General features: G+C 41.1%; 22 protein-coding genes, 1 tRNA gene and 1 riboswitch. Of the genes, 18 read left to right on the forward strand and 5 right to left on the reverse strand.

What is annotated here, in order from left to right:
• Positions 1-65 precede the first annotated feature (65 nt).
• On the forward strand, positions 66-962 hold the full coding sequence (locus AC1EKB_RS00640; RefSeq protein WP_481248544.1) for a PHP domain-containing protein: 897 nt from the start codon (positions 66-68) through the stop codon (positions 960-962).
• Between the two features lie 58 nt (positions 963-1,020).
• Here the strand turns inward: AC1EKB_RS00640 and AC1EKB_RS00645 are convergent, their stop codons facing one another.
• Entirely contained in the window at positions 1,021-1,245 is a 225-nt protein-coding gene (locus AC1EKB_RS00645) for a DUF3107 domain-containing protein (protein ID WP_020758939.1), read from the reverse strand.
• A 9-nt stretch (positions 1,246-1,254) separates the two neighbouring features.
• The gene (locus AC1EKB_RS00650) at positions 1,255-2,868 is read right to left on the reverse strand and encodes a phosphotransferase (RefSeq protein ID WP_481248545.1); all 1,614 of its coding nucleotides are present in this window, start codon (positions 2,866-2,868) and stop codon (positions 1,255-1,257) included.
• 151 nt (positions 2,869-3,019) lie between these two features.
• Here AC1EKB_RS00650 and AC1EKB_RS00655 point away from each other — a divergent pair, with 151 nt between their 5' ends.
• On the forward strand, positions 3,020-4,660 hold the full coding sequence (locus AC1EKB_RS00655; protein WP_481248546.1) for an ATP-dependent helicase: 1,641 nt from the start codon (positions 3,020-3,022) through the stop codon (positions 4,658-4,660).
• An 81-nt stretch (positions 4,661-4,741) separates the two neighbouring features.
• Here AC1EKB_RS00655 and AC1EKB_RS00660 read toward each other — a convergent pair whose 3' ends face one another.
• Positions 4,742-6,526, reverse strand: coding sequence for a zinc-dependent metalloprotease (locus AC1EKB_RS00660; RefSeq protein WP_481248547.1), 1,785 nt, complete (start codon positions 6,524-6,526; stop codon positions 4,742-4,744).
• Positions 6,527-6,762: 236 nt separating this feature from the next.
• Here AC1EKB_RS00660 and AC1EKB_RS00665 point away from each other — a divergent pair, with 236 nt between their 5' ends.
• Positions 6,763-7,680 (forward strand): S16 family serine protease, encoded by a 918-nt coding sequence (locus tag AC1EKB_RS00665; protein ID WP_481248548.1) that lies wholly within the window; start codon positions 6,763-6,765, stop codon positions 7,678-7,680.
• On the opposite strand, the gene AC1EKB_RS00670 is transcribed toward AC1EKB_RS00665, so the two are convergent.
• Positions 7,671-7,744 (reverse strand) — tRNA-Val (locus AC1EKB_RS00670). The two genes, AC1EKB_RS00665 and AC1EKB_RS00670, sit on opposite strands and share 10 nt — an antisense overlap.
• Before the next feature lie 152 nt (positions 7,745-7,896).
• On the opposite strand from AC1EKB_RS00670, the gene AC1EKB_RS00675 reads away from it, so the two are divergent.
• From AC1EKB_RS00675 to AC1EKB_RS00700, 6 genes are all read left to right on the forward strand, one after another.
• Positions 7,897-9,312 carry a DivIVA domain-containing protein gene (locus AC1EKB_RS00675; protein WP_481248549.1) on the forward strand — a complete coding sequence of 472 codons (1,416 nt, stop codon included), beginning with the start codon at positions 7,897-7,899 and terminating at the stop codon, positions 9,310-9,312.
• Between the two features lie 54 nt (positions 9,313-9,366).
• A complete protein-coding gene (gene recO / locus AC1EKB_RS00680; RefSeq protein WP_481248550.1) occupies positions 9,367-10,119 on the forward strand; it encodes a DNA repair protein RecO in 753 nt (250 codons plus the stop codon).
• 90 nt (positions 10,120-10,209) lie between these two features.
• A riboswitch (TPP riboswitch) is annotated at positions 10,210-10,311 on the forward strand.
• A gap of 36 nt (positions 10,312-10,347) precedes the next feature.
• The gene (locus AC1EKB_RS00685) at positions 10,348-10,968 is read left to right on the forward strand and encodes an ECF transporter S component (protein WP_004130359.1); all 621 of its coding nucleotides are present in this window, start codon (positions 10,348-10,350) and stop codon (positions 10,966-10,968) included.
• A gap of 172 nt (positions 10,969-11,140) precedes the next feature.
• The gene (locus tag AC1EKB_RS00690) at positions 11,141-12,064 is read left to right on the forward strand and encodes an ABC transporter substrate-binding protein (RefSeq protein WP_481248551.1); all 924 of its coding nucleotides are present in this window, start codon (positions 11,141-11,143) and stop codon (positions 12,062-12,064) included.
• A gap of 125 nt (positions 12,065-12,189) precedes the next feature.
• Positions 12,190-13,419 carry a phosphotransferase enzyme family protein gene (locus tag AC1EKB_RS00695; RefSeq protein ID WP_481248552.1) on the forward strand — a complete coding sequence of 410 codons (1,230 nt, stop codon included), beginning with the start codon at positions 12,190-12,192 and terminating at the stop codon, positions 13,417-13,419.
• A gap of 97 nt (positions 13,420-13,516) precedes the next feature.
• Complete coding sequence (locus AC1EKB_RS00700; RefSeq protein ID WP_481248553.1) at positions 13,517-14,311, forward strand: isoprenyl transferase; 795 nt, start codon at positions 13,517-13,519, stop codon at positions 14,309-14,311.
• Between the two features lie 22 nt (positions 14,312-14,333).
• Here AC1EKB_RS00700 and AC1EKB_RS00705 read toward each other — a convergent pair whose 3' ends face one another.
• Positions 14,334-14,720: an MTH1187 family thiamine-binding protein gene (locus tag AC1EKB_RS00705; RefSeq protein ID WP_481248554.1), complete on the reverse strand. Its 387-nt coding sequence runs from the start codon at positions 14,718-14,720 to the stop codon at positions 14,334-14,336.
• Between the two features lie 184 nt (positions 14,721-14,904).
• On the opposite strand from AC1EKB_RS00705, the gene AC1EKB_RS00710 reads away from it, so the two are divergent.
• From AC1EKB_RS00710 to dnaE, 9 genes are all read left to right on the forward strand, one after another.
• Positions 14,905-16,425 (forward strand): glycine--tRNA ligase, encoded by a 1,521-nt coding sequence (locus AC1EKB_RS00710; RefSeq protein ID WP_115761787.1) that lies wholly within the window; start codon positions 14,905-14,907, stop codon positions 16,423-16,425.
• Between the two features lie 98 nt (positions 16,426-16,523).
• On the forward strand, positions 16,524-17,678 hold the full coding sequence (dusB, locus tag AC1EKB_RS00715; protein ID WP_481248555.1) for a tRNA dihydrouridine synthase DusB: 1,155 nt from the start codon (positions 16,524-16,526) through the stop codon (positions 17,676-17,678).
• A gap of 229 nt (positions 17,679-17,907) precedes the next feature.
• Positions 17,908-19,116 (forward strand): cell division protein FtsZ, encoded by a 1,209-nt coding sequence (ftsZ, locus tag AC1EKB_RS00720; RefSeq protein WP_481248556.1) that lies wholly within the window; start codon positions 17,908-17,910, stop codon positions 19,114-19,116.
• A 24-nt stretch (positions 19,117-19,140) separates the two neighbouring features.
• Positions 19,141-19,605 (forward strand): cell division protein SepF, encoded by a 465-nt coding sequence (locus AC1EKB_RS00725; protein ID WP_128813969.1) that lies wholly within the window; start codon positions 19,141-19,143, stop codon positions 19,603-19,605.
• A 205-nt stretch (positions 19,606-19,810) separates the two neighbouring features.
• On the forward strand, positions 19,811-20,104 hold the full coding sequence (locus AC1EKB_RS00730; RefSeq protein WP_481248557.1) for a YggT family protein: 294 nt from the start codon (positions 19,811-19,813) through the stop codon (positions 20,102-20,104).
• Positions 20,105-20,389: 285 nt separating this feature from the next.
• Positions 20,390-21,703: a DivIVA domain-containing protein gene (locus tag AC1EKB_RS00735; protein WP_481248558.1), complete on the forward strand. Its 1,314-nt coding sequence runs from the start codon at positions 20,390-20,392 to the stop codon at positions 21,701-21,703.
• A gap of 72 nt (positions 21,704-21,775) precedes the next feature.
• On the forward strand, positions 21,776-22,270 hold the full coding sequence (locus tag AC1EKB_RS00740; RefSeq protein ID WP_481248611.1) for a signal peptidase II: 495 nt from the start codon (positions 21,776-21,778) through the stop codon (positions 22,268-22,270).
• Positions 22,263-23,213, forward strand: coding sequence for an RluA family pseudouridine synthase (locus AC1EKB_RS00745; protein WP_481248559.1), 951 nt, complete (start codon positions 22,263-22,265; stop codon positions 23,211-23,213). Before AC1EKB_RS00740 ends, AC1EKB_RS00745 begins: the two co-directional genes overlap by 8 nt.
• A 52-nt stretch (positions 23,214-23,265) precedes the next feature.
• Complete coding sequence (dnaE, locus tag AC1EKB_RS00750; RefSeq protein WP_481248612.1) at positions 23,266-26,817, forward strand: DNA polymerase III subunit alpha; 3,552 nt, start codon at positions 23,266-23,268, stop codon at positions 26,815-26,817.
• The last annotated feature ends 28 nt before the right edge of the window (positions 26,818-26,845 follow it).

The following is a 26,845-nucleotide window of genomic DNA, read 5'->3' on the forward strand; positions in this document are numbered from 1 at the left end:
AGCGCTAATGTATTTAGATATTGTTTAGACTTAAAACGTTACATGCCACAGTTTACGATAATTATATGACTGTAATAGGTAGTAGTGCGAATAACGACTTTAATTTGGATTCTAAATCGCAAGATTTAGGATGGGATTTGCATTGTCATACTTTATATTCCGATGGCACTAAAACTCCAAAAGAATTAGTAGATGAAGCTAAAAATCTTGGTCTTAGTGGAGTTGCTATTAGCGATCACGATACTACTGCTGGTTGGCATGATTTTGAAGAAGCTGCTAAAAACGCTGATTTTCCAGTTATTTTTGGATCAGAGATAACAGCTGTAGAGGGAAATATATCGGTTCACGTGCTTGCCTATAACTACAATCCAAACGACGAGTGTATTAATGAAATGTTTGCAACTACAAGAAAACGCCGATTGGAACGCACGCGCAAAATGGTTGAACTTATGTCTGCCGATTTTCCAATTACTTGGGAAAGTGTTATTGCTCAGGCTGGGAAGGGCGATTTAACTACGATTGGTCGCCCGCATATTGCAGACGCTCTTGTTGCTGCAGGCGTTTTTGAAACAAGGTCGCAAGCTTTTGCGGGTCCTGTTGCTCCACGCGGTCCATACTACATTCCAACGCCATCTCCAAGTGTTGAAGAAGTAATAAAGGTTATTAAACACGCTGGGGGAGTAAGCGTTATTGCACATCCTGCGGATTATAGCAGGAATCTTGTTATTCTTTCGGACTCTCAAATAGAACACTATGCAAGTGTTGGCCTTAATGGATTAGAAGTATATCATCGTGGAAACTCTTTAACGCAAAAACAAAGACTATTGGAGTTAGCAAAAGACTTGAATTTGCTTGTTACTGGTGGCTCCGATTGGCATGGAAGTGGCAAGCCAAATAAAATCGGAGAAGAAACAACAAGTTGCAATGTTGTTTCTAAAATCCTAAATTACCAGATGAATTAAAATTGCGCTGTTAAAACGTTATAAACGTGTTAAGTGTTCTAGTAGTGTTCTAGTAGCGTTAAAACGCGTTAAAACCAACAGTATGAGTTGGCGTATCTCCTATAATTGCATATGCAAAAGAGTCTGCCATAATAAAAATTTTTCGATTGTTTTTATCTGTAAGATTAATCGCTTTTGCGTCTTTAATAGCGCTTTCAATAATGTTTTGTATATCTTGCTCGCTTTGATCACTTTCAAAGCTAATAGTGTCTTTTACGTGCTTAACGCCAATTGTTACCTTCATTTTTATTCCTTAATTGTTTTCGCTGTTTTCGGTATTGTTTTCTAGTTTGCTTTTTGCATCTTTAATAGCAAGCTCTGCATCTTTTAGCATTGGAATAATAATCGTTGCTGGCTTATCTGAATCTTCATTTTTATTGCCATTACTATTATTGTCATTACCATCGTTGCTATCTATATCGACGCTTTCAACACTATTGGTACTGTCTACACTTTCGCCGCTTTCGATACGTTCTACACTACTATTTGCATCAGCTTTATCTACGAAATCATTATTGCTGTTGCTAACTTCGTTCGTTGCGTTGTTATTCACATCGTTAGTTTTGTTAACGCTGCTTATAACTTGCGTTTCTAAGCCGTCTGCAATAGTGGTGGTTTTAGTGGCAGCTTCAGTGGCGTTAGTGTTGTCGTTTATAGTTATAGTTTGTTCGTATGTATTATCTTTATAGTCTTTTTGATCTTCTTGCTTGAGCGTTACAACAGTTTTTTCGTTAGTAGCGTCCGAAGATATAGTATCGTCTTTAACGGCATTATCTTTAACAATATCGTCTTTAACAATATCTCCTACAGTAAGAGAAGACGCTGGATTTGCGCTATTATTGTTTTGATTTGCGCTTGCTGCTCTGGAGTTATTTATGCGCGTAAGCTCGTGAGCAAGACGTTCCACTTGCGCCTTAAATCGCATTATTCCAGTTGTATCTGCGCGTTGCAAAGCTTGAATAAAGTCTCCAACTTGCTCCATTTGCAGCCAAAGATTTGCTCGAAGCATAATCATGCTGTCTAATCTAGACCCAAGCATTCTTCCATATGCACTTAGCAAAGCGTTTCTATGCTGCTCGTTAAGCTTTGCAAAAATCCACGCTAAATCGCGAGCAGGATCGTTGATTTGCATGCTTTGCCAATTGGTTATAGCTGTAATAGTAGACCCAGAAAATAGAAAATCACCATCTTTGAATCCGCCGTGAACTGGGCAAGTGTCGAATGACCACAATCCATCAGTTTCTAAAACTCTAGACCAATTATCTGTTATTTCTGTAGGAATATGGCCTGCTTGGCGCAATCTTTTAATCCAAGATGTTAATTGCGTGCGAATTTGACCAGTAGTAAAAGAAGGATAATCGCTTTTAGTTAAAAATGACGGACTTAGTCTATGAATCGCGCCTATTGCAGTTCCAGAGTTTACACAATCATCTGTTGTAAGAAGGCTTAGTTCTCTTGCATTTCCGTTTAGATGATTACAAATAAGCATTGTTGGATTGTTAAAATCAGCTTCTCCTATTGAGTCAAAATGTAATTCGTTTTGATTTTGACTATTAGTGGAATCTTGTTGATTTGCTTGGTTTGCCTGATTAGTTTGATTTTCCTTATTTGAAAGCGACCCAGGAACAAACTTAAGCATTTCTTCGTGAGCAAATCCAAGAGCTGCAAGCCCCTTAGTTTTTTGCAATACCCATGCTGCTCGTGCTCTGTCGTGCAAACGTTTTTGACCTTTAGTGTTAGAGCTAACAAAAATATCGTAAAGGCTGCCCGAAACGTCTTGAATAACAGCGTGAGATATGCCAGCAGCGGCATCGGTGGCGTTTGCCTGCTCGCTTTGGCGCGTTCCGGCGAATTGTACTTCTGGCATGACCGATGAGGCCAGCGCTACCAACTTGAATCTGCTTATCTGTGTCACAGTTCAACATTAATACAAAGCAACGAGATATAGCTAAATAGCCTTTAACCACATTAGCGTTTTATGCTTTTATTTTTTCTTTATTTGTTGTAACAATAGAATTATGATTTCTACTCAAGAGTCTTTAGAAAGCAATAAGCGTGAATCTAACGAAAATCATGGTAAAGATTATGCACAATCTTTGCTAGAAGGTTTAGATGATTCTCAACGCAAAGCAGCAATGGCATTACAAGGGCCAGTGCGCATTACTGCATGCGCTGGAGCAGGTAAGACTCGCACTATTACGCGAAGAATCGCGTACGCGTGTGCAAAAGGAGAGTGGGACGAAAATCGCGTTTTAGCTGTTACTTTTTCCGTAAAAGCTGCTAAAGAAATGCAAAATCGCCTTAAAAAATTAGGCGTAAATAATGCAACTGTTGCAACTTTTCATTCTGCAGCTTTACAGCATTTAAGACGAGTTTGGAATGACGTTTGCGAAGCTCCTTTTCCAAATATAATGGATGATCCAAAAAGCGTTACTGAGCAAGCATTAATCCACTACACGGATTTTGCAAATATGACTTCTGCACAAATACGAGACATTATTGCAGAAATCAACTGGGCAAAGGTTAGTCTTATTGCTCCAGATGATTACGTGCGCGCATGTGCTTGTGTTAGTCGAGATCTTCCTGCAGCTCTAGACGTTAATCAATTTGTTGAAGCATATAAAGCTTACGAGTTAGAAAAAAACACAAGGAATCTTGTTGATTTTAACGATTTGCTGCTTCTTGCATGCCACGTTTTGCGCGCTTTTCCTAAAGCGTGTGAGAAAATACGTAGCAAAATCGGCTGGATTACTGTTGACGAATATCAGGATGTTTCTCCTCTTCAACATGAACTTCTTAAATGCTGGCTTGGTAATAATCGAAATATTTGCGTTGTTGGAGATCCTGCGCAAACGATTTATTCTTTTGCAGGAGCAAGCAGCTACGATTTACTTGAATTTCCTAACGAGTTTGCGCCGCTTTGTGCAGATATTAGTCTAAATACGGATTACAGATCTACGGAACGTATTGTAGGACTTGCTAATCGGGTTCTTTCTAAGTCTGCTTTTAGATGTGATTATTTAAGACTCGTGTCAAAAAATAAGGGTGGCGCTCGCGTTACTAAAACTGTTTACAACACGGATTACGACGAAGCTGTTGATATTGCTCAACGAATTTATAATGCAGTTAAATCAGGAAAAGCGCTTCCTACAGATTTTGCTATTCTAACTCGTACTAATGCTCAACAGAATATATTTTGCAAAACTTTGGGTGATTTAGGAATACATTTTTCTGTTAGAAAAGACGCTGGCTTGCAAATTGATGTTTTAGAAAACAATTTTGAAGATTCAAACGCTAGCGATTTGAGTGATTTAGAAAAATATGTCGAAAGTGGCGATGCAAAAGACATTGACTTTGCAAAAGAAAGCGTCATCGAGCGAGAAAAAGTAGATTTAAGCAAAAAATCTTTACTTCCTGTAACGATTTCTACGATTCACGCATCTAAAGGCTTGGAATTTAAGCACGTGTTTTTAATCGGCTGCAGCGAAGGACTACTTCCATTTGGAAGCGTTAATAGAACTCAAGATGCAAACGAAGAAGAGCGCAGGCTTATGTATGTTGCAATAACGCGCGCGGAAGCAACCTTGCACATATCTTATGCAATTTGCAAAGACTACGGCAACGGAATGCAAAGGTCTGTAAGCCACTTTTTAGAATAAATGCATTTTTATAATAAATGTATTTATGCAATTGTTCTAATACAAGTCACTTATAAATCAGTTGCGAATCAGTTTGTAACTTTATTCGTCGCTTTTTTGCTGATTAGAGTCTTCGTCAGAATCTGCTCCAAAATCTGTGTCAGAGTCCTTGTCAGAGTCTTCTTCAGAGTCCGCATTAGAATCTTGGTTTGAGTTTTGATCGTTGTTTTCTCTATCGCTATCACTATCGCTGGATGCCAATAATTTACTTAATTCGTCGTCCCAATTAACGTCTTTAAGTTTTTGCTCCAAATCGTCACTGTTCTTAAAATCTTCTAAATCAAGCATATTCTTGCTTAATTCTTCTAGATTGGTGTTTGCTAAATCATTGTTATCTGTTTGTTCAGATTCTTTTTTAGTTGTGTTATTGCTGTTTTTACTACTCGTATTGTTTTGATTATTCGTATTGTTTTTGCTGCTTGTATTGTTTTCGTTATTTTTATTTACTTTATTATTATCTTCTTTATTATCTTCTTTATCTTTATTGTCTTTATTATCTTCTTTATCTTCGCTAAAATCTGGTAATTCTGGCAAAAGATCTGGATGATTCCACATGGCATCGCGTTCCTCAATGCCTTTTTCGTTTGTAATAGCATCCCACATTGATGCAGCTTCGCGCATTGCTCTAGGACGCAACTTTAATCCAGTTAAAGCCTGGAAAGTCATCTCGGAAGGACCACCCGCAGCGCGTTCTCGCCTAGTCATCTCTCTAAGCTGCTCAATGTGTGGAATGTGTGCCATTCCAGCACGCCAAATAACGCAATCAACCCATCCTTCGCTAAGCGCAAGAAGTGTTTCTAGCCCTTTTAATGCTTGTTTTTGGCCTTCTGTATCGTTTCGAGCAATATTAGATAAATCAACAGCTCCCGAAATAGACTCTGGGCTCATTCCTTCAATATCTCTAAGCTGTTCTTCCATAGCGCTTAAATCGATAGAAATTCCAGCAGCATACTTTATTATTAGTGCTTCAAAACGAGGCATAAGCCAGGGTACAGACGCAAACAATCGTGCGTGAGCAAGTTCTCGCAATGCAAGATAATTCATAACCTCGCTAATGTCTAATCCCCACTTTTTTGCGTAATCTATGCAATTGTAAGGAACAAGACCGCCTGCAGGGTTTTTAAGAAGTGAAATACCTTGATCAAAGCTTCCGCGGATTTCTTGAGATAAATCTCCAGCAGCATAACCTAATTGCATTGCAAAAGACGTGTTAGCAAGAAGGCTCATCATTTGTTCTGGCTTTTTTACGCCATCTGGCATAGGTATTGGCATAACGCCATCGTATAATCCTTCTACTTCTAAGTCTTGGTCTCCTCCGAATTTTTCGGCAATAACATCCGAAAAAGCGTTACTAACCGACTTAGCAACAGGATTTGCAAACTTAATCCACGAATCTATAGTTCCATTAACCCAGTCTTCTCTTGAAAGAACATCAGGGGTTCCAGATGCTGGATTTAGATTGCAATTTGCGTCTAGCCACAAGTTTGCTTCACTTAGTGCTCTTCTTGTTGCGTCTGCAACTTGCGCGTTTACTGTGCCTCCGTCTCCAGTTGCTTTTTGGCGAGCAAGCAATTGAGCAAGTCTTTTATTGATTGGACCTTCTTTAAGTGTTTCCGTCATCTCAAAAGGCGTGTTTAAGCCGCCATTAGCAAAGGCACTCATTAACGAATGAACCTCTTCTGGAGATGGAAGACCCCCGTTTGAGCATCTTGTAAGAATGTCATCGCGAACTTCAAAAGGAAGATTTTCAAAGTTAGACCAAGCTCTTTCTCCTTCTTCGGGGCCAAAGCAGCTAACAAGCCATTGGTGAATTTCTTCTTCGCTCATATTCAATCCTTATGAAGTTCGTGCCTAAATTAAATATATTTGCGTATATTTTATGTTTGTTTACATAGTTTTTAACTATACAGTTTTAACTACGTATAAAAGATTCTACTCGATACATGGTGATTTTTACTAATAAATTAATAATGTGTATAACTTTTACAAATTTTTTCAAAAACCGCATCTTGTGAGGGTTTTTAGAGTGTAGGTTATGCACATTTACATATACTATTAGTTTTATGCCTAATAAGATTACGTACGTGTTTAATAAAATCAATAAAAATATATTCGCTACTCTTAAAAACACTGTTTGGGATCTTATTGAATATTTTTCCGCTAAGTCGTTTAGGTATTTTGTTGGGTTATTTATTGTAGTTATGTCGATTATTGCGCTTTTTCTACCAAGTGCATATGTTGTGGAAGAACCTGGGCCAACTCAAGATGTTCTAGGAAAGTCTTTTGGAAAATATGTGATTAATGTTAAAAATAGCGCTGGCAAAAATATTGACTATAAATCTTCGTCAAAAAGTGGAAAACTTCTTTTAGTAACGGTAAATACGTCTGGAATACCAGGATACGAGATTCCAAATATATATGCGATTGCATCTTGGTTCGATTCTAAAAAGCAAGTTTTACCTAGAGAAGTTCTTGTTCCAGTAAATCAAAATGCTAGCGATTATAAGAAAGAAACAACAATGCAAATGCGCTCTTCGCAGTCTTCTGCTCAAGTTTCTGCTCTAAAATATGCTAGTAGCAAACTTGGTGTAGATGTTAAAAATGTAAAGATTAAGTTGCATATAGACGATATTGGTGGACCTTCTGCAGGCATGATGTACGCTTTGGGTATTTTGAACAAGCTTACAAACACAGGTTTGGCTGGTGGAAAAATAATCGCTGGAACGGGAACCATTGATAACTTTGGGAAAGTTGGGGCAATTGGTGGTATTCGATTAAAGATGATATCTGCAAAAAGAGATGGAGCTAACTGGTTTTTGGCGCCAAACAGCAATTGCAATGAAGTTGTTGGGAATATTCCGCAAGGCTTAAAAGTTGTAAGCGTAAAAACTTTGGACGACGCGTACAAAGCGTTAGCAAAAATTAAGGCTGGTAAAAATCTAGATTCTTTAAGAACTTGCAAAGCGGAAAGTGGGCGATGAGGGACTCGAACCCCCGACATCCACCGTGTAAAGGTGGCGCTCTAGCCAGCTGAGCTAATCGCCCGCTTGAAACAAGATACAGTATGGTGTGTACTAGAACGTTGATTTGTGTTTTAGGCGTGTTTTGCGTATATATCATTTGCGTGTTTTGTTTATGCGTCTTAACAATCGCGTAAAGTGTAATGAATACGAATATGTTCAGGAGGTCTATTGTTTATGGCGAGTAAACCTGATACCGCGCGTAATTCTTCGGGTATTGAGCGTGTAGGTAAGCGCAAGAAGGGTTACAGCGTAGAGCAAGTTAATGATTTTCTTGAGCGTGCTCATTCTTTGTATGAATCTAGCGACATTAGTCTTACTCAAAAAGATATTCAAGACGTATCTTTCGATCTAGAAGATGAAGGATATGCCATTCCTCAAGTAGATGCTGCTCTTTCTAGATTAGAGCGTGCAGTTGTAGATAAGACTACGCAGTACGAGATTTCTAATCGTGGCAAGGTTGTTTGGAAGGCACAAGCAGACGAAGAATATAGAGTTTTGCTTTCTCATTCCCAGCGCGATTATAAGATGCGCTTTGATTCTGCGCAATCGCGTAAGCCTTCTTACGATAAAAAACAAGTAGACAATGTTGTAAATAAGTCGCTAGATAAGATTGCTATTCTTCTTGGATATAATCCAGTTTGGGGAAGCAGCTTAAGTGATTTAGACACAATTGACGCAATGTTTGTTTCTAATGTTCTGTTTACTCAACGTTCTGGAAAACACGGATACGACGAGCGCCAAGTTGACTATTATCTAAATGCTTGCGTTCGCTTATTAAGCAGACTTGAGTCTTATGATCGAGTTGCTAAGTATACAGACTTCGATTCTAGTGATTCTGTGGATTCTGTGGATTCTGCTAATTTTGGCGTTTATGCTAAATCTAATAATGATTTACAAGAAAATGTTGTTCTTAAAACATCTTCTGCACCTAGTGTTGTTGAACATAGTGTTGCTGAATCTAGTGTTGATGCGCCTAGTGTTGATGAACCTAAGGCAGCTCCAGCTCCAGTTTCTGCTCCAGCTCCCTCTCCATTAATGCCTCCAGCAATTCCTCCATCGATTCCTGTTGAGCATCATGCACAGAAGGCAATTTTTACTCCGCACTCTGTGAGTGTTGAAGCTAGCGACGATACAGACGACGAAATGTCGCAAGCGTCTACTGTTATGCCTCCAGCATTCCCTCCGTCTTATGCTCCTAATACTGTTTCCAATAATTCTGATGCTAACAATAATGATTTTGGCAAAGAAAAGGTTGCAGAAAACAACGCGAATGCTGCGAATAATGTTAGCGCGAATGCTGTTGATGCGAATAATGCAAATGCAAATAATGTCAGTGCTAACAGTGCGAATGTGAACAATGCAAATGATTCTAAATCCGTTGGAGATTTGAATCTTTCACTTCTTGCTTCGCCTAAGTTCGAGCCAGCGCAAAGTCTTAATTTAGATATTCCAGATCTTTCGTTCCCTGTTATGAACCATTTTGACATTTCGGTTGAAGATTCTTCTAGTGAAGCAAATAATGATTCAGATGATTTTGACGATACTGGCGAATCGAATTTTGGCGGATTTGTAAACCCAAATCATAATTAATAATCTATTTTTCATTTAGATTTAAGGATTATACAAGCTAAGAGTTATTGATTAATGCCGTTATATAACGATGAAGCTGTTGTTCTTAAGACTTTTCCTCTTGGAGAAGCTGATCGCGTTATTGTTATGCTCACTAAAAAGCATGGCAAGGTTCGAGCTGTTGCAAAAGGTGTAAGGCGGTTAAAATCTAGATTTGGTGGGCGCTTAGAGCCATTTATGCGTGTTAATGCACTTTTTGTAACTGGTAAAACTTTTGATGTTATTTCTCAAGCGGTTTTAGTTTCGCCTTATGCTGGTAGTATTTGTGCGGATTACAATCTGTATAGTTGTGCTAGCATGATTGCAGAGATTGCGGACGATTTAGTCTCGTCTTGTTCGCAATATTCGGATTCTTGCTCACAATACAATCTTCTTATAGCTGCTTTGTCTGCTCTTTCTAAAAGTTTGCATAGTGCTGAATCAATCGCGCTTTCGTACGTTTTAAGAGCATTGCAATTGGCTGGATGGTCTCCTAGGTTAAATGAGTGCGTTATTTGTTCAACACGCAATGATTTAGACTATTTCTCTGCAGCTAGTGGTGGAGTTATGTGCTCTAAAGATCATGCTTTAGAGTCTATTAAGTGCAATGATTTAGTGCGTTTTCAAATGATTTCATTAATTAATGGCGATTGGCAAAATTTAGATGGAACAAGTATAGACGATTTAACGTCTAAATGTGTTGAGCAATGGTGTGAATATTGGTTAGAAAAGCCTATTAGGTCTATGCGTTTGAGCGAAAAAAATTCTAATTCACTGTATTTTGATTAGCGTTTCTGCTATCTATATTAATGAGTGATTTTGTTAATTTTATGTTTGAATTTTATAAAATTTGTCCTCGCTGTCTGATGCAATATGAATGATATCAGGCACGGGTGCTCTTAAAAGAGCTGAGAAGATTGCTGTCTAACCGTTTAACGTGAATCGGGTAATGCCGACGTACGGAGTTTGCTGCAGGGTCGCCTTTGTTTGATTGGTTAAAGATGAAAGGAGACCCTAATGGGTACATCTGTTGAAGAAGAGACCGTGCGTCCATCCTTGCGCTGGAACGTGGCTGATGTTACGCTCACGGTTGTTATTGCTGTAGCATCTGGTATTATCTTTTGGGGCATTGGCTTGATTAGCGAGCCTATTTCTGCTGCTCTTAAGCTTATTCCAGTTCCAGGCGTTAGCGCATTGTACTACGGTTTGTTCTACTTCGCTGGTCCTTTAGCTGCTATTATGGTTCGCAAGCCAGGCGCTGCACTATTCGGCGAGTTTATTGCTGCAATGGTTGAGTTGACTGTTGGTAGCCACTGGGGCGGTATTGGTACCGTTCTTCCTGGCTTTGTTCAGGGCTTGTTTGCTGAGTTTGCATTCTTGTTTGTTATGTATCGCAAGTGGAATGTTGGTTTGACTGCACTTTCTGGCGCATTAGCTGGCTTGGGTGGAATCGTTTCAACCTATCCGTTCTACTACGCAGGTGTTCCAATCTTCGGCGCATTTATGATGATTCACACACTTTGCAGCATGATTTCTGGTGCTGTAATTGGTGGTGTAGTCATGTGGTACTTGTACAAGGGTATTGCTGCTACTGGCGCATTAAGCCGCTTTGCTTCTGGAAAAGAAGTACGCGCTTAAGTCTTAACTTTTGCTAGTAAGATTTGATTTGTGGGCGGGGGATTAATTACCTCGCCCATTTTTGTAAAGTCGCAAGAAAAATCGCAAGTTAGCAGCGCGCAAAAGTCGCAAGAAAAGTCGCAAATAAAAGTCAAGATAAAATCACAAATCACTATAAAACAAAGGAGTTAGTATGCTAAGAGTACGTCTTGAATATGTGCATCCATGGACGAATCACGCAGGAATGTACCTTGCAAGAAAGCGCGGATTATATGCGCAATACGGATTAGACGTAGAGTTTACAAGCACAGATACGGAGCGCGGAGATGTTCCAGCATGCTTGGAGCGTGGAGAAGTAGATATAGCTCTTGTTCGCTTAAATCAGCTTTTGGCTCATCAAAATGGTGCAAACAAGCTAACGTCATTTGCTGTAATGAATCAATCTCAAATTGGCGGAATTATAACAAATAAAAACACTGGTATTACGCGATTCAAAGATCTAGAAGGAAAGCGCGTAGTAATCCCTATGGGCGTTAAGCGTTTATACACAGAGCTTCAGCAGGCGGTTGCTGCAGACGGCGGTGACTTTAGTAAGCTGATTACAATTGATTCAGGCCCATGGGAGCCAGATATTCGAGCAGTAGAGCGCGGAATGTGCGACGCTTTTATTAACGTAGCTTGGTGGGAGCCATACCAGGGTTCGCTTCCATTTGACCAAGTTGTTGTTCTTCCATTCGATTCTATTGGCGTAGCGCCGCATCATTCTTACTATGTTTGTGCTCGACAAGAGATGATTGAGCGAAATCCGCAACTAATCCGCAACTTTGCAAGCGCAACCGTTAAGGGCTATGAGCTTGCAGGAAAAGACCCTCAGGCTGGCGTTGATGCTTTGCAAAATGCGCTTTGCCACATTAGCCCAGAGGCTTTGCGTGCCTCGCTAGACGAAGTGATTCCATCTTGGTACGACAAGAATGGTCGTTGGGGTACAGCAGACATGGCTTTGGTGGAAAACTACACTCGTTGGATGGGTGAAAATGGCCACTTAAGCGTGCCGCTTGATTGCGCGCTAAAAAGCCTAGAAAGCGGATGCGTAACAAACGAGTATTTGCCAGAATAATCGTTAGTTTTGCATGAGAAAAGTCGCAAGCAACCGTGCATGAGCTAGTTGGCGTCAAATAATTCTGCAAAAAATGTGCGTAAATCAATGAACCTGTAGCTAAATATCTGTAAATTGGAGTGAATATGGAAAACGAAAGCAACGACCCTCAACTAGATATTGTTGCTCAAAGATGGGCAAATGTTGATTTAGATGAGGCAAATACTGTGTGCTCGCTTTTAGAGGAGCCGCTAGAAGCAGATTGCGTTTTAAGCCATAGTTTGCGTCCAATGGCTGCAGGTTCATTGATTCGCGCGCATTACAAAGATGATTCATCAAAGGAATCGCAAAGTTTAGACGTTTATATTAAAAGATGCAGCACAAAAGTTAGGCAAGCAAGCACAATTAGGCCGTATCATCGTTTTGCGGAGCATCTTTTACAAAACAAAATAAGCACGCCAAAGTACTTGTATTTTAATAAAAATAGCGAGTCTTTAGGTTTAGAAAAGAATATTTGTGGCGATATTTGTGGCGATATTTACGTAGACGGCACTCTTCTTGTAATAGGCGATTGCGCTTACGAAGTGACCTTAAAAGCTAGCGGAGAAGATAGATACAAAGATGCGTACACTTGGGATCCGCCTAAAACGTGCGAAGAAGCCAAAAATCTTGGAGTAATGATGGCAAGAATCGCCTTAGCTTCGCAAAGTTTTGACGAGCCAAATCCTAAGGAAATCAACGCTTTTCAATCAAGATTTAGTCTTTGTGCAAGCGAAGATGTACAAAATGATTCCGAAGTTTGGTTAAAAAATAGACCTGATTTAGCAAAATTCTTAAAAGAGCAGAATCGTGATTTTGTAAAAGATTTAAGCGAATTTGCTCCAACATGCAAAAAAATTTACGATTTAGGGTACGCGAATCTAAAAAAGCAGTGGACTCATGGAGATCCGCATATATCTAATTTTATGTGGGAAGGTAGTGCTCCAAGCGCAGTATTTGACTTTGGAATGGCGTATAAAAACACAGCAATCTACGATTTAGCAATGACTTTAGAACGCAACACAATTCAATGGGTAGATATTGCGAATGGCAAAAAAGATTCATTTAGAACTGATTTAGTTAAGTCAATTTTGCAAGGATATTCTAGCGTTGAACCATTAACAGATGTTGAAAAAGAGTTGCTTCCGCTTGTTCTTAGCGTAAGTCAAATCGAGCAATGCGTAGAATTTGTAGACTATTACTTAAAGTCAAATGGATCTTACGATTTTAAGATTTGGGGCTACGATACTGGATTCTTAGAGCATGCTAGATGGTACAAATCTAGTTATGGAGAGCAATATTTAAACGCTTTAATAGAGATTTTGCGAGAAATATAGAGGATTTTAACGGATTTTTTAGTTGATTTTGCATGCTTTTATTTAGCTTTGCAAAACGCTTTAGCTATTCGTTCAATGGGGTTGTTAGATTTTAACTATGAGTTTTGAAAACGTTGACTACACTTCGTTAAATATTCCAGCGGCTCCATTTAGTGACCCTAGCCGCGTGCCAAATTTTCCTAAAGGCAAAGTCCCTCGCCATGTAGGCGTGATTATGGACGGCAATGGACGTTGGGCAAAAGAGCGCGGAATGATTCGCACAGAAGGGCATAAAGCGGCGGAACCAGTGGTTTTTGACACTATTGCAGGAGCCATAGAAGCAGGTGTTCGCTACTTGAGCTTGTACACGTTTTCTACAGAAAATTGGAAGAGATCTCCTCAAGAAGTGCATTTTTTGATGGGATTTTCTAGAGATATTATTCACCGCAGAGTTGCGCAAATGAACGAGTGGGGAGTGCGCGTGCGATGGGCTGGAAGACGGCCAAAATTGTGGAAGTCTGTTATTGACGAGTTGGAAAAAGCTCAAGAAATCACAAAAAATAATACGACCATTGATGTTGTTTTTTGCTTAAACTACGGCGGCCGTGCGGAAATCGCAGATGCTTGCGCGGCAATTGCTAGGGAAGTTAAAAGCGGCAAAATTAAGGGCGATCGCATTAGCGAGAAGATGATTGCGGAACACTTGTATAATCCAGATATTCCAGATTGCGATCTTGTGATTCGCACTTCGGGAGAGCAGCGCACAAGCAACTTTTTGCCTTGGCAAGCGTCTTATGCAGAGCTTGATTTTGTGCCAGAACTCTTTCCAGATTATGGTCGCGAAGCGTTGTGGAGGTCAATTGACCGTTATGCGCATCGCGACCGCAGGTTTGGTGGCGTAAAAAACGCTTAAAAACGCTTAAGTTTACTTGAGTTTACTTGTTTTCGCGTTCTTCAAGAATCTTGTCTACAAGAGCAGATTTTGCGTCTATTTGGCCACTAAAACCAGGGCGAATGTCTAGTTTTAATATAACGCCTGTGCGGTAGCCTTTTTCTACAAGAACCATAGTTGCGTCTTTTACAACGCGCATAACGTCGTCGAATTCGCCTTCGATGTTTGTAAACATTGCGTTTGTTTCGTTTTTTAATCCAGAATCACGAATCACTTTAACGCAATCTGCTACGTATTCGCTGAGTTCTTCGCCAACTCCGCTAGGAGCAATGCATAATGCTGCAACTGTATTAGTTTTGTGGGAATTTTTGTTATTGCAAGTATCGCAAGTCTTGTTATCATTAGTCTTTTCAACATTGTTTCCGCTCATTTTAAGTCCTTTCAAAATACAAATGTGTATGAAAAATTATGCTTATACATTATTGTATTCGCTTAGCTTATATATGTAGCTTTATATGTTTATGTAGCTTTATATGTTGCGTTAGCGTCACAGGGTTTTTCTATAATAAACACCGTTTCACCCGAATTTTCTAGATTTACGAAAAAGGTGTATTGTGGCTGTTTCAAAACTTGATGAAGTTGTGTCGCTGGCTAAGCGTCGTGGATTTGTGTTTCCAGCTGGAGAGATTTACGGCGGAACTCGCTCCGCGTGGGATTATGGCCCTTTGGGCGTTGCGTTAAAAGATAATATTAAGCGCGAATGGTGGCGTTATATGGTCACTACTCGTGGCGATGTTGTTGGCGTAGATACGTCTGTTATTTTGCCTTCTCAAGTTTGGGTTGCGTCTGGTCACGTTTCTGTGTTTAACGACCCTCTTATTGAGTGCTTGAATTGCCATAAGCGTCATCGTGCAGATAAGCTCGAAGAGTCTTATGCCGAAAAGCATGGCGATAAAATGCCAGAAAATGGCTTAAAAGACATTGCTTGCCCAGATTGCGGAACTCGTGGAAATTGGACGGAGCCTCGCGATTTTAACATGATGCTTCGCACTCATTTGGGGCCAGTAGAAGACGAAAACAGCTTGCATTATTTGCGACCAGAAACAGCGCAAGGTATTTTTGTTGATTTTAAGAACGTTATGACTTCTACTCGTCAAAAGCCGCCATTTGGCATTGCGAATATTGGTAAGTCTTTCCGTAACGAGATTACTCCTGGAAACTTCATCTTCCGCACTCGCGAGTTTGAGCAAATGGAAATGGAGTTCTTTGTAGAGCCTGGAACAGACGAAGCTTGGCATCAGTATTGGATTGATACGCGCGTAAATTGGTATGTTGATTTGGGCGTAAAGCCAGAGAATTTGCGCATGTATGAGCATCCTAAAGAGAAGCTAAGCCATTATTCCAAGCGCACTGTAGATATTGAATACAAATTCGGCTTCCAAGGATCTGACTGGGGAGAGCTTGAAGGCATTGCAAACCGTACCGACTACGATTTGTCTGCTCATGCTAAGCATTCTGGCGAGGATCTGAGCTACTTTAACCAAGCTACTGGCGAAAAGTATGTGCCTTACGTTATTGAGCCTGCGGCTGGCCTTACGCGCTCGCTTATGGCATTTTTGGTTGATGCTTACGATGTTGATGAGGCTCCAAACACTAAGGGTGGAGTGGATAAGCGTACGGTTCTTAGACTTGATCCTCGCTTGGCTCCTGTTAAAGCTGCTGTTTTGCCATTAAGCAAGAAGCCAGAATTGCAATCGGTTGCTCAAGATTTGGCTGCAGATTTGCGCCAGCATGATTGGGTTATTGACTACGATGAAGCTGGTGCTATTGGCCGCCGTTACCGCCGCGAAGACGAGATTGGTACTCCTTTGTGTGTAACAGTTGACTTCGATACTTTGGAAGATCATGCTGTAACAATCCGCGAGCGCGACACTATGCAACAAGAGCGCGTTTCCTTAGACAAGGTTGCAGATTACGTAGCAAGCCGCATTAATGAAAAGCGCGTTAAGTATCCACAAGGACCTGTAGAGATTGTTGGCACGCGCGCTGCAGACGGCGGTGTGGATGTTGCTAAGGAAGGCGGCGTTGACGAGTCGCAGCCTGTAAAGATTGCTCAGGCTGGCGGATTGTACTAATACGCATCTAGTGAAAAATCGCTAGTAAAAAGTCGCATAAAATCGCTAGTAAAAAATCGCTAGCAAAAATATATTAAAGTGAACGGAGTTAAAGCAATATGGATTTTTCTATTAAACCAGTGGATTTAGGGAAAATTCATATTGCAACTCCTGTTGTTTTATCTCCAATGGCTGGTATTACTAACTGGCCTTTTCGCGTGATTTGCCGAGAGTACGGGCCAGATGGCTTGTATGTTGCAGAAATGATTACTGCTCGCGCATTGGTAGCAAGAAATCCAAAAGCCTTGCGCTTATGCCGTTTTGCGCCTAGCGAAAAAGTGCGCTCCTTGCAACTTTATGGAGTGGATCCTTTAATTGTGGAGCAAGCTGCTCGAATTGTTGTCGATGAGAATATGGCTGATCATGTTGATTTAAACTTTGGCTGCCCAGTGCCTAAAGTTACAAGACGTGGTGGCGGTTCTGCTCTTCCTTGGAAAACGGATTTGCTTCAAGAGATTTTGCACCGTGTTGTAAGCGTGTGTAATCCAGCAGGAATCCCAGTTACAGCTAAATTCCGCGTTGGAATTGACGAAGACCACGAGACTTTTATGCAAGCTGGTCATATTGCGCAAGAAGAGGGTTGTGCGGCTGTTACTTTGCATGCGCGTACGACTGCAGAATACTATGGTGGCCATTCTGATTGGAGCCGTATTAGCGAGCTTGTAGAGGCTTTAGATATTCCTGTTTTTGGTAATGGCGATATTTGGGGAGCTAATGATGCTCTTGCAATGTTTAAAGAAACAGGATGTGCAGGCGTTGCGATTGGCCGCGGATGCCAGGGGCGTCCTTGGATTTTTGCTGATATTCGCTCTGCTTGCAATGGTAGCGATAGTCGCGTTAATCCAAGTCTTGGCGAAGTTTGCAAGGTGATTTTAAGGCATTTGGAACTTCTTGTTGACTTTTATGATGGCGACGAGCGAATGGCTGTTCATGACTTGCGAAAGCATGTTGCGTGGTATTTGAAAGGCTTCCCAGTTGGAGGAGGAACTCGCAAAAGTTTTATGGAATGCGAGTCTATTGAGGATGTTCAACGCAATATTGATGCATTGGATTTATCGCTTAAGCTTCCTGAGCAGGTTTTAGACACGCCGCGCGGACGAGTTCGTTTTGCTAAAAAAGTTCATTTGCCATATGGCTGGTTGGATTCAAGAATTACCACTAGCGAGGAGCGCAAAGAGCTTTTTGGCAATGACCCGATGGATGCTAGCTACTAGCGTTTTTCTAGAGTTTTCTAGGGTTTAGCGGCTGTTAAAAATGGCGTCTAAACTATTGCTTAATGTTCAAAACTTTTGTTGGTAAAACGCCTTAAATATTTGCGTATAGCACGGTGTATTATCGAATCGGTGACATTTTTTAAGTTTTTATTTGTAAAACGTCGCCATTATCGAGCGTTTTGCGCTAAAGTATTGCGTAAAACGTGCGTGTGAGTGACAGGAGACAACGGTGAGCGAGATTGCCCAGACTGACAATTTCAACGACAAAACCATAATCAAGGTAGTCGGCGTCGGTGGAGCCGGTGGTAACGCCGTCAACCGAATGATCACCGAGGGTTTACAGAACGTAGAATTCGTAGCAATCAACACTGATGCTAAGGATTTGTTGCGTTCCGACGCTGATGTAAAGATTTCATTATCTGATGCTTCAAGTCGTGGTCTCGGTGCTGGTGCTGATCCAGAAAAGGGTGCAAAAGCTGCACAAGATCATCAATCCGACATTGAAGAAGCATTAAAGGGCGCCGATATGGTGTTCGTAACTTGCGGCGAGGGCGGCGGAACTGGTACAGGTGCAAGCCCAATAGTTGCGCGAGCTGCACACCAGCAGGGTGCCTTAACAATCGCAGTAGTTACGCGTCCTTTCGGGTTTGAAGGACCTCAGCGTGCTGCATCTGCAAAACTTGGTATTGAAAATCTTCGTAAAGAAGTCGATGCTTTGATTGTTATTCCAAACGATCGTTTGTTGGAAATTTCAGATCGAACTATCGGAATTATTGAAGCTTTTAAGACGGCAGATACCGCATTGCTTGCAGGTGTGCAAGGTATTACCGATTTGATTACCATGAATTCTTATATTCATGTTGATTTTTCGGACGTTACCGCCGTTTTGCGTGGTGCGGGAACTGCGCTATTTGGAATTGGCGCTGCAAAGGGAGAAGATCGCGCAACTCAAGCTGCCGAAATTGCTATTAGCTCCCCATTGCTCGAAGAGAGCATTGAAGGTGCTCACGGTGCTTTGATTAACATTGCGGGTCCAAGCGATTTGAAGTTGCAAGAAGCAAGCGCTGCAACAGAACTTGTTCGCAAGGCAATTCATCCAGAAGCCCAGATTATTTGGGGTCTTTCTTTGGACGATTCTTACGGAGACGAAGTTCGTGTTACGGTTATTGCAGCTGGTTTTGATTCCCACCCTAAGGTGGAAGACGATAAGGCTGGTGCTTTTGTAGATATGCAAGCAGGAGTTGATTCTGTTGCCCCAGCTCAGTCAACAACTCCAGTCGCGCCTTCCGCAAAGCCTGTTGTTACTGAAGAATCTTCGCAGCCTGTTTCTTCTATGTTTGATTCTGTTGCACCAAGCCAGAATTACCAAGCATCGGCTTCTAAAGATAAGCCTCAAGACGAACCAGACGAATTGGATATTCCTGATTTTCTACGTTAAGCATAGTGATAGGAGGGCAGCTTAATGGCTGGCTTTATGAAGAACATGATGTCTTACGTAGGCATGAGTGATGTTCAAGACGACGATGATTTCGTTGATTCTCAAGCGCAAGAAACTTCGTTTGACAACGATCACAACGTTGCTCCTATAAGTCTGCATAATTCAGAATCGCAGTCGGGTAATAGCGCTGCTTCTCGCGCTGGAGCAGTTCGTATGAGTCGCATTACAACGATTCATCCAAAGTCTTATGAAGATGCTCAATTAGTTGGGCGTGCGCTAAGAGATGGAACTCCAGTTGTTTTGAATCTTACTGGTGTTAGTGAATCTGTTGCGTATCGTATAGTTGACTTTTCTGCTGGAGTTGTGTTTGGTGTTCGTGGGTCTATTGAGCGAGTAACACCAAGAGTGTTTCTTCTAAGTCCTTCGCAAGTAAACATAAAGGTTGAAGACGCTCCTAATGGTGGTTCTGCTAGAGATTTGTTCTCGTAAAGATGCAAGTTTAGCTGCAAACGCCGCTCTATAGCTGTAGTATTTGCTTTTATGCGTTAGTTAGATTTAAGGCAGAGTCTCTTTGAGATTTCTGCCTTAAGTTATTTGATAACAATTATCGAATAACAAAAATTTAATTAATTTTTATTGTGATTATTGTTTACTTGTGAAAGTTTTAAGAAAGTTTATTTACGGAAGTGAGTTTATGATTTTTAACAGCTTAATATTAATCATTAATCTTTTTCTAAGCGCATATTTAACAGTGCTATTTATTCGCGCAATTTTAGACTGGATTCCAATCGTATTCCATTCGTTTAGGCCAAATGCGATTGTTAGAAAATTTGCTCAAATCATATATTATTTAACGGAACCGCTTTTAAGATTCGCGCGTAGATTCATACCTCCTGCAAGGCTTGGTAACATAAGTTTAGACGTAAGTTTTATGGTTGTTTACTTTTTGATAATTGTTTTACAAATGCTTTTATCTATGCTTTATTAAGATTTTTGTTTTATTAAGACTTTAAGAATGTTTACTTTGCGCGGCAATCGTCGCTATTCTTAAATGATATTTTCATTATTAGCTATTAATCACATTATTTACTCAACATTCATTATTTACTCAACATTATTTACTTAACATTCACTCAACATAAGTCTTAATAATAAAATATTGGCAGATTTCGTAAAAAATAATTGCTTTTTACACAATTTTTTCTATGGACGTGATAGCATCGAAGAGATATATCGAAAGGGCTGCGCGCCCAAAAGTGAGGTGTAATGCATTATGACTCTGTTAACGCCTAAAGACATTCGCGAGCATACCTTCCAAATCGTTAGATTCAAGGGAGGCTATGACGTTGACGAAGTTGATGACTTTTTAGATCAGGTTACAGAAACAATAGAAGCGCTTGGTCAGCAGGCCGTGCAAGGACTTGGGGCTTCTACGCAGTCTCTTGGCGCTGATGTTGCTAGCTTAAACAATAAGATTGCAGACTTAACAAATCAGGTTGAATCTTTAACTAAAGAAAATAATGATTTGAGAGAAGCGTCTAGCAATGCAAGCAAGAGTGATAACGATCTTGCAGCAAAGCTTAAGGAAGCGGAAGAAAACAACCGTGCATTGAGCGAGCAAAATCAGCAGCTTAAGGAGCAACTGGATGGATTGGGTGCTCAAGTAGATCAGCTTACCGCTCAAGCTGCAAATGCGGATAATGCTAAGGCAGATGCTGATAAGAAGATTCAAGAAGAGCTTGAAAACGTTACGCGCGAGCGCGATGACTTCCGTGCAAGCAGCGAAAACTTGGGTCGTGAGCTAGAAGAGGTTCGCCAGCAGCTTGTTGTAACTCAGCAAGAAAATGCTAAGGTTCAAGATCTTAACAAGCAGCTTGAAGAATCGCATAAGCGAGAAGAACAGCTTCGCGAGCAGGTTTCTAAGATGGAACCAAGCACGGAGACTGGTAGCTTGCAAAAGATTGCAGGCGCGGGTGCGGAAGCTCAAGGTTCGGAGCCAGAGCGTGCTACTGCAATGTTGACTCTTGCAATGCAATTGCATGATCAATACGTAGACAAGGGCAAGGCAAAGGCTCAGCAGATTGTAGAAGAAAGCCAAGCTCGCTACAACGATATAGTTGCTAAAGCAGACGAATACTCTGGTCACACTCGCACCGAGGCGGATGAATACAATAAGCAGACTCGCGGAGATGCGGATGATTACTCGGTGCGTACTCGCGGAGACGCCGATGCTTATGCGGCTCGCGCTCACAACGAGGCAGACGCTTATTCTGGCAAGGTTCGTCAAGCTGCGGATGACTACTCCAAGCAAACTCACGATCAAGCTGATCAATACGAAGCAGAAGTTCAGCATAGAGCTGCGGATTACGATTCCACTACTCGCACTTCTGCGGACGCATATGCTCGCCAAGTACGTGAGAATCTCGAGAAGCAAACTAAGGTTATTGAAGGAAACATTCAAAGCCTTAAGCAGTTTGAAACTGAGTATCGTACTCGCTTGACCGACTTCTTGGGTCAGCTTGTTGCTCAAGTTTCCGACGAAAACACGTATACATCTATGGAAAATCAAGATAAGCAGGATAAGTAGTATTTACTAAAAATTTGATAGTAGTATTTACTAAATCCCTTTAGATTGGAAAATACATTGACGCATAGTTATGTGCGTGTAGAACGGCTGCGTAATCGCGCAGCCGTTTTTGCACTGATTGCTTTTATTGGCGTGGTTCTAGACCGCATAACCAAAGTTTGGGCATTAGCAGCGCTTAGTAGCGGAAAAAACATTGAGATTCTTCCACACTTGCTCTCTTTTACTCTTGTTAGGAATCCTGGAGCATCTTTTGGCTTAGGCTCTTCTTTTACTTGGGTTATTAGCGTGTTAGCTTGCGCTGCTTGCGGTGCTATGACTGCTGTTATTAAGCACACAAAATCCTTATATTGGACTATTGCGCTTGCTTTAGCTTTTGCTGGAGCTTTTGGAAATCTTATTGATAGAGCGCAATATGCTCAAGGATTTTTGAACGGAAAAGTCGTAGATTTTATAAACTACGGATGGTCCGTTGGAAATGTGGCAGATATTGAGCTTATGTTTGCAGGAATCGCAGTTATATGCCTTATTTTGATTGGGATTCCTCTTATAGAGCGCGCTGATGAGTGATATTCGTTTTACAGTTACGAGTCAATTTGCTGGGTGCAGATTCGACGTGTGCTTGTCGAAGCTTATGGGAATATCGCGTGCAAACGCAATATCGCTAATTGATAGTGGCAAAGCAAAAATCCTAAATAGAAAGTCGCAAAAATCGTCTATTTTGCAAGAGTCTTATGTGATTGTTGTAAATCAAGAAGACGATTGTGCTTGCGATAGTGCTTGCGATTCTTCCAGTAATCTTCAAAGCCAGCCTGATATATGCGATTTAGAAATCGTATACAACGATGACGATGTTGTAGTAATAAACAAGCCTGTTGCAATGGCGTCTCACGCAGCAAAAGGGTGGAACGGGCCTACTGTTCCAGAAAGCCTAGAAGCTGCTGGAATTAAAATAAACACAACGCTTTGCGACGAATCACGCAAAGGAATCGTAAGCAGGTTAGACGTTGGAACAAGCGGCCTTATGCTCGTTTGCAAAACGGATTTTGCTTACGAAAAGATGAAGCAGCAATTTGCTAGTCATAGTGTTTCAAAAACTTATACGGCATTAGTGCAAGGAAATTTGGAGCAAAACAAAGCAACTATTGAAGCTCCGATTGGAAGGTCGAAAGTATCTGACTTTAGGTTTACTGTAACCAAAAATGGCAAGCCAGCTGTAACACATTGGGATGTTTTGGAGCGCTTTGGAATTGCAACTTTAGTTAGCGTAAATCTAGAGACGGGTAGAACTCACCAAATACGCGTGCATTTTTCTTCGATTGGCCATCCGTTAGTGGCAGATAAAATGTATGGAGCAAACCCAAAACTCGCGGAAAAACTAGAGTTACAGCGCCAATGGCTTCACTCAACTAAGCTAGAATTTAAGCATCCTAGAACAGGAAAATTAGTTAAGCTTGAATCGGAGTATCCGCTAGATTTGCAACACGCTTTACAAGCCGTGCGGCAACTATAAAAGCGAGCATATTTAGCAAAGCAGGTCATATTGCATCTATAAAATGGCAAGCATGACTAGGCCAGAAACAAACTTTGTACATTTGCATAATCACACGCATTATTCGCTTTTGGATGGTGCTTCAAAGATACCAGACCTAGTTGCGAGTGCAAAAGAATTGGGTATGCCAGCTATTGCTATTACAGACCACGGCAATATGCATGGAGCATACGAGATGTGGAGTACGGCTGTAAAAGCTGGGATTAAGCCGATTATTGGAATCGAAGCTTATGTGACTCCAGAAACAGCCAGACAAGACAAAAGCCGAGTTCATTGGGGAACGGAAGCGCAAAGAAGCGACGATGTTTCTGGCGGTGGTTTGATTACTCACATGACAATGTGGGCCGAAAATGATGAAGGCTTAACAAATTTGCTTAAAGCATCGTCTATAGCCAATTTGGAAGGTCGCGTTATGCGATATCCTCGAATGGATAAAGACGTGCTTTCAAGGTATTCTAAAGGCGTTATAGCGTCTTCTGGATGCCCATCTGGAATTATTCAAACGCGTCTTCGTTTGGGCCAATTTAATGAGGCTTTACGCGCTGCAGGTGAGTTCCAAGATATTTTTGGTCGAGATAATTTCTTTATTGAGCTTATGAATCACGGGCTTTCTATTGAAACACGTGTTACAAAAGATTTGCTCGAGATTGCTAAGAAGCTGAATGCTCCACTTCTTGCTACAAACGATTTGCACTATGTGCACGAAGAAGATCGCGAAGCGCAAGATGCAATGCTTTGTATTAATTCTGGATCTCGCTTAGATGATCCAGATCGTTTTAAGTTTGACGGTTCTGGCTATTATTTGAAGTCTGCTGAGCAAATGCGTGAGCTTTTTAAGGAGTTTCCAGAAGCTTGCGATAATACTCTTGAGATTGCTCGCAGATGCAATGTTATGTTTGATGACGGCGAAGATGGCGCTTTTATGCCGCAATTTGACTGCCCTAAAGGTTGGGATGAGACTTCGCTATTTCTTAAAAAAGTCGAAGAGGGATTAGAGCGCAGATATAACAATAACGTTCCTATTGAAGTCTTAAAACAAGCAGACTACGAGTGCGGCGTTATATGCCAAATGCAATTTTGTGGCTACTTTTTAGTTGTTGCAGACTATATTAATTGGGCAAAAGAGCATGGTGTTATGGTTGGACCTGGCCGAGGAAGTGCAGCAGGCGCAATGGTTGCGTATGCAATGGGCATTACCGAACTAGACCCAATGAAGCATGGCTTGATTTTTGAACGATTCTTAAACCCAGAGCGCGTGTCTTTGCCAGATATTGACGTTGACTTTGACCCAGAAGGTAGAGCCAAAGTTTTGGAATATGTTGGCGAAAAATATGGAAAAGACAAAGTAGCACAATGCGTGATTTATGGCACAATTAAAACAAAACAAGCGCTTAAAGATTCTGCTCGAATAATGGGCTATGAGTTTTCTGTTGGAGAAAAAATTACAAAGATTTTGCCGCCTCCAAAAAACGGCAAAGATATGAGTTTCCACGATATTTTTGACGAAAAGTCAAAGCGTTATGCGGAAGCTCGCGAGTTTCGCGAGATGTATGATAGCGACCCAGATACAAAGCGAATTACAGAAGAAGCAAAGGGTATTGAAGGCTTGATTCGCCAAACGGGTGTACATGCTTGTGCAACGATTATGGGTTCGGAGCCTATTACAGATACATCTCCTCTGTTGGAGCGTACTGATGGCACGATTACAACAACCTTTGAGTATCACACTTGCGAAACGCTTGGCTTAGTTAAGATGGATTTTTTGGGTCTTTCCAACTTAACAGTTATTAGAGATACTCTTAAAAACGTTGAAAATAATGGAAAAGAGCCTATTGACTATACTAAAATTCCGCTTGACGATAAAGAAACATATCAGCTTCTTGCAAGAGGAGACACTTTAGGCGTTTTCCAGCTTGATTCCGACGGTATGCGTGCACTTCTTCGCACTCTAAAACCAGATAACTTTAACGATATTTCTGCATTGATTGCGCTTTACAGGCCTGGCCCTATGGATATGGATTCGCACACCAATTATGCTAAGCGTAAGAACGGTTTGCAAGATATTACGCCTATTCACCCAGAGGTTGCGGAGCCACTAAAAGATGTTCTTGGCGAAACTTATGGTTTGATTGTGTACCAAGAGCAGGTGCAGTCGGCTGCTCGTATTTTAGCTGGATACAGCCTTGGCAAGGCAGATGTTTTGCGTAGAGCTATGGGTAAAAAGAAGCCAGAAGTGCTAGCTAAAGAGAAAATACCGTTCTTTAAAGGCATGAAGGAACATGGTTATTCAGAAGAAGCTGCCCAAGCTGTTTGGGATGTTCTGGTTCCATTCTCGGGTTACGCGTTTAATAAGGCTCACTCGGCTGCATACGGTTTGATTTCTTATTGGACTGCTTACTTAAAAACGCATTATCCTGTGGAATTTATGGCTGCATTGCTTCAAAACGAGCGCACTAATAAAGATAAGACGGCACTCTACTTAGGCGAAGCAAGGCGCATGGGTATTCGCGTTTTGCAACCAGATATTAATGAGTCGGTTCTTGAATATTCTGCAGTTGGAGATGTTGTGCGCTTTGGCCTTGGAGCTGTACGAAACGTTGGAGATAAAGCAGTTAACGATATTATTAGCGAGAGGGAAAGCGAGCGCGGAAAATTCGTTGATTTTAAGGATTTTGTAAATCGCGTATCGTTTGAATCTCTGAATCGCAGACTTGTTGAATCGCTTATTAAATCTGGTGCTTTTGACTCAATTAGCACTTGTAGGCGAGCACTTTTTGAAGTTTATAATCCACTAATTGACTCAGTTATTTCTATTAAGCGAAAGCAGGCAGGTGGCCAATTTGACCTTTTTGCCGATTTGGATGATTCAAGTAACGAGCTTGGAGATGCACAAATCAATATTCCAGATGTTGAAGAGTGGGATAAAAAAACGAAGCTAAACTTCGAGCGAGAAATGCTTGGACTTTATGTTTCGGATCACCCTTTGAGTGGACTTTCTGCTGTTTTGGCTGGTCTTAGAGAAATGTCGATTGCGCAGCTTCTAAACCGTGCTAGAACTATGAGCGAAAATCAACAAGTAACTCTTGCAGGACTTGTTACTAGCGTAGATAGGCGAGTGTCTAAAAAAGGTAATGCTTGGGCGATTGTAACTATTGAAGACATGGAAAGCTCAATACAATGCATGTTCTTTGGCAAAGTTTACGAGTCTTCTGCTGCAGAACTTGCGATTGATCAAGTTGTGCGAATTAGGGGCCAGGTAGAAGTTCGAGACGAAACTGTTTCTTTAAGAGCTACGGATTTTGAAGTTCCAAGCTTAGAGGCAGAAGACGCTCAACCTGTAACTATTGTTTTGCCTTTGCAAGCGCTAGAAAAGTCTCGTATAAAAGAGCTTGAAAACATTGTTACAAGGCATCCTGGTTGTTGCGAAGTAAATCTTGCTTTGATTGACTCTAAGGGGTGCGCAAAAGTCTTATCTTTTGGAGATAGATTTAGAGTCAAGCGAGATACGTCACTTTTTGCAGAGCTAAAAATATTGTTTGGTCCAGCTTGCTTACCAAGTGCTTAAAATAAGCGCCTAAAATAAGCGCCTAAAA

Source organism: Gardnerella sialicivorans subsp. sialicivorans (assembly GCF_056746795.1).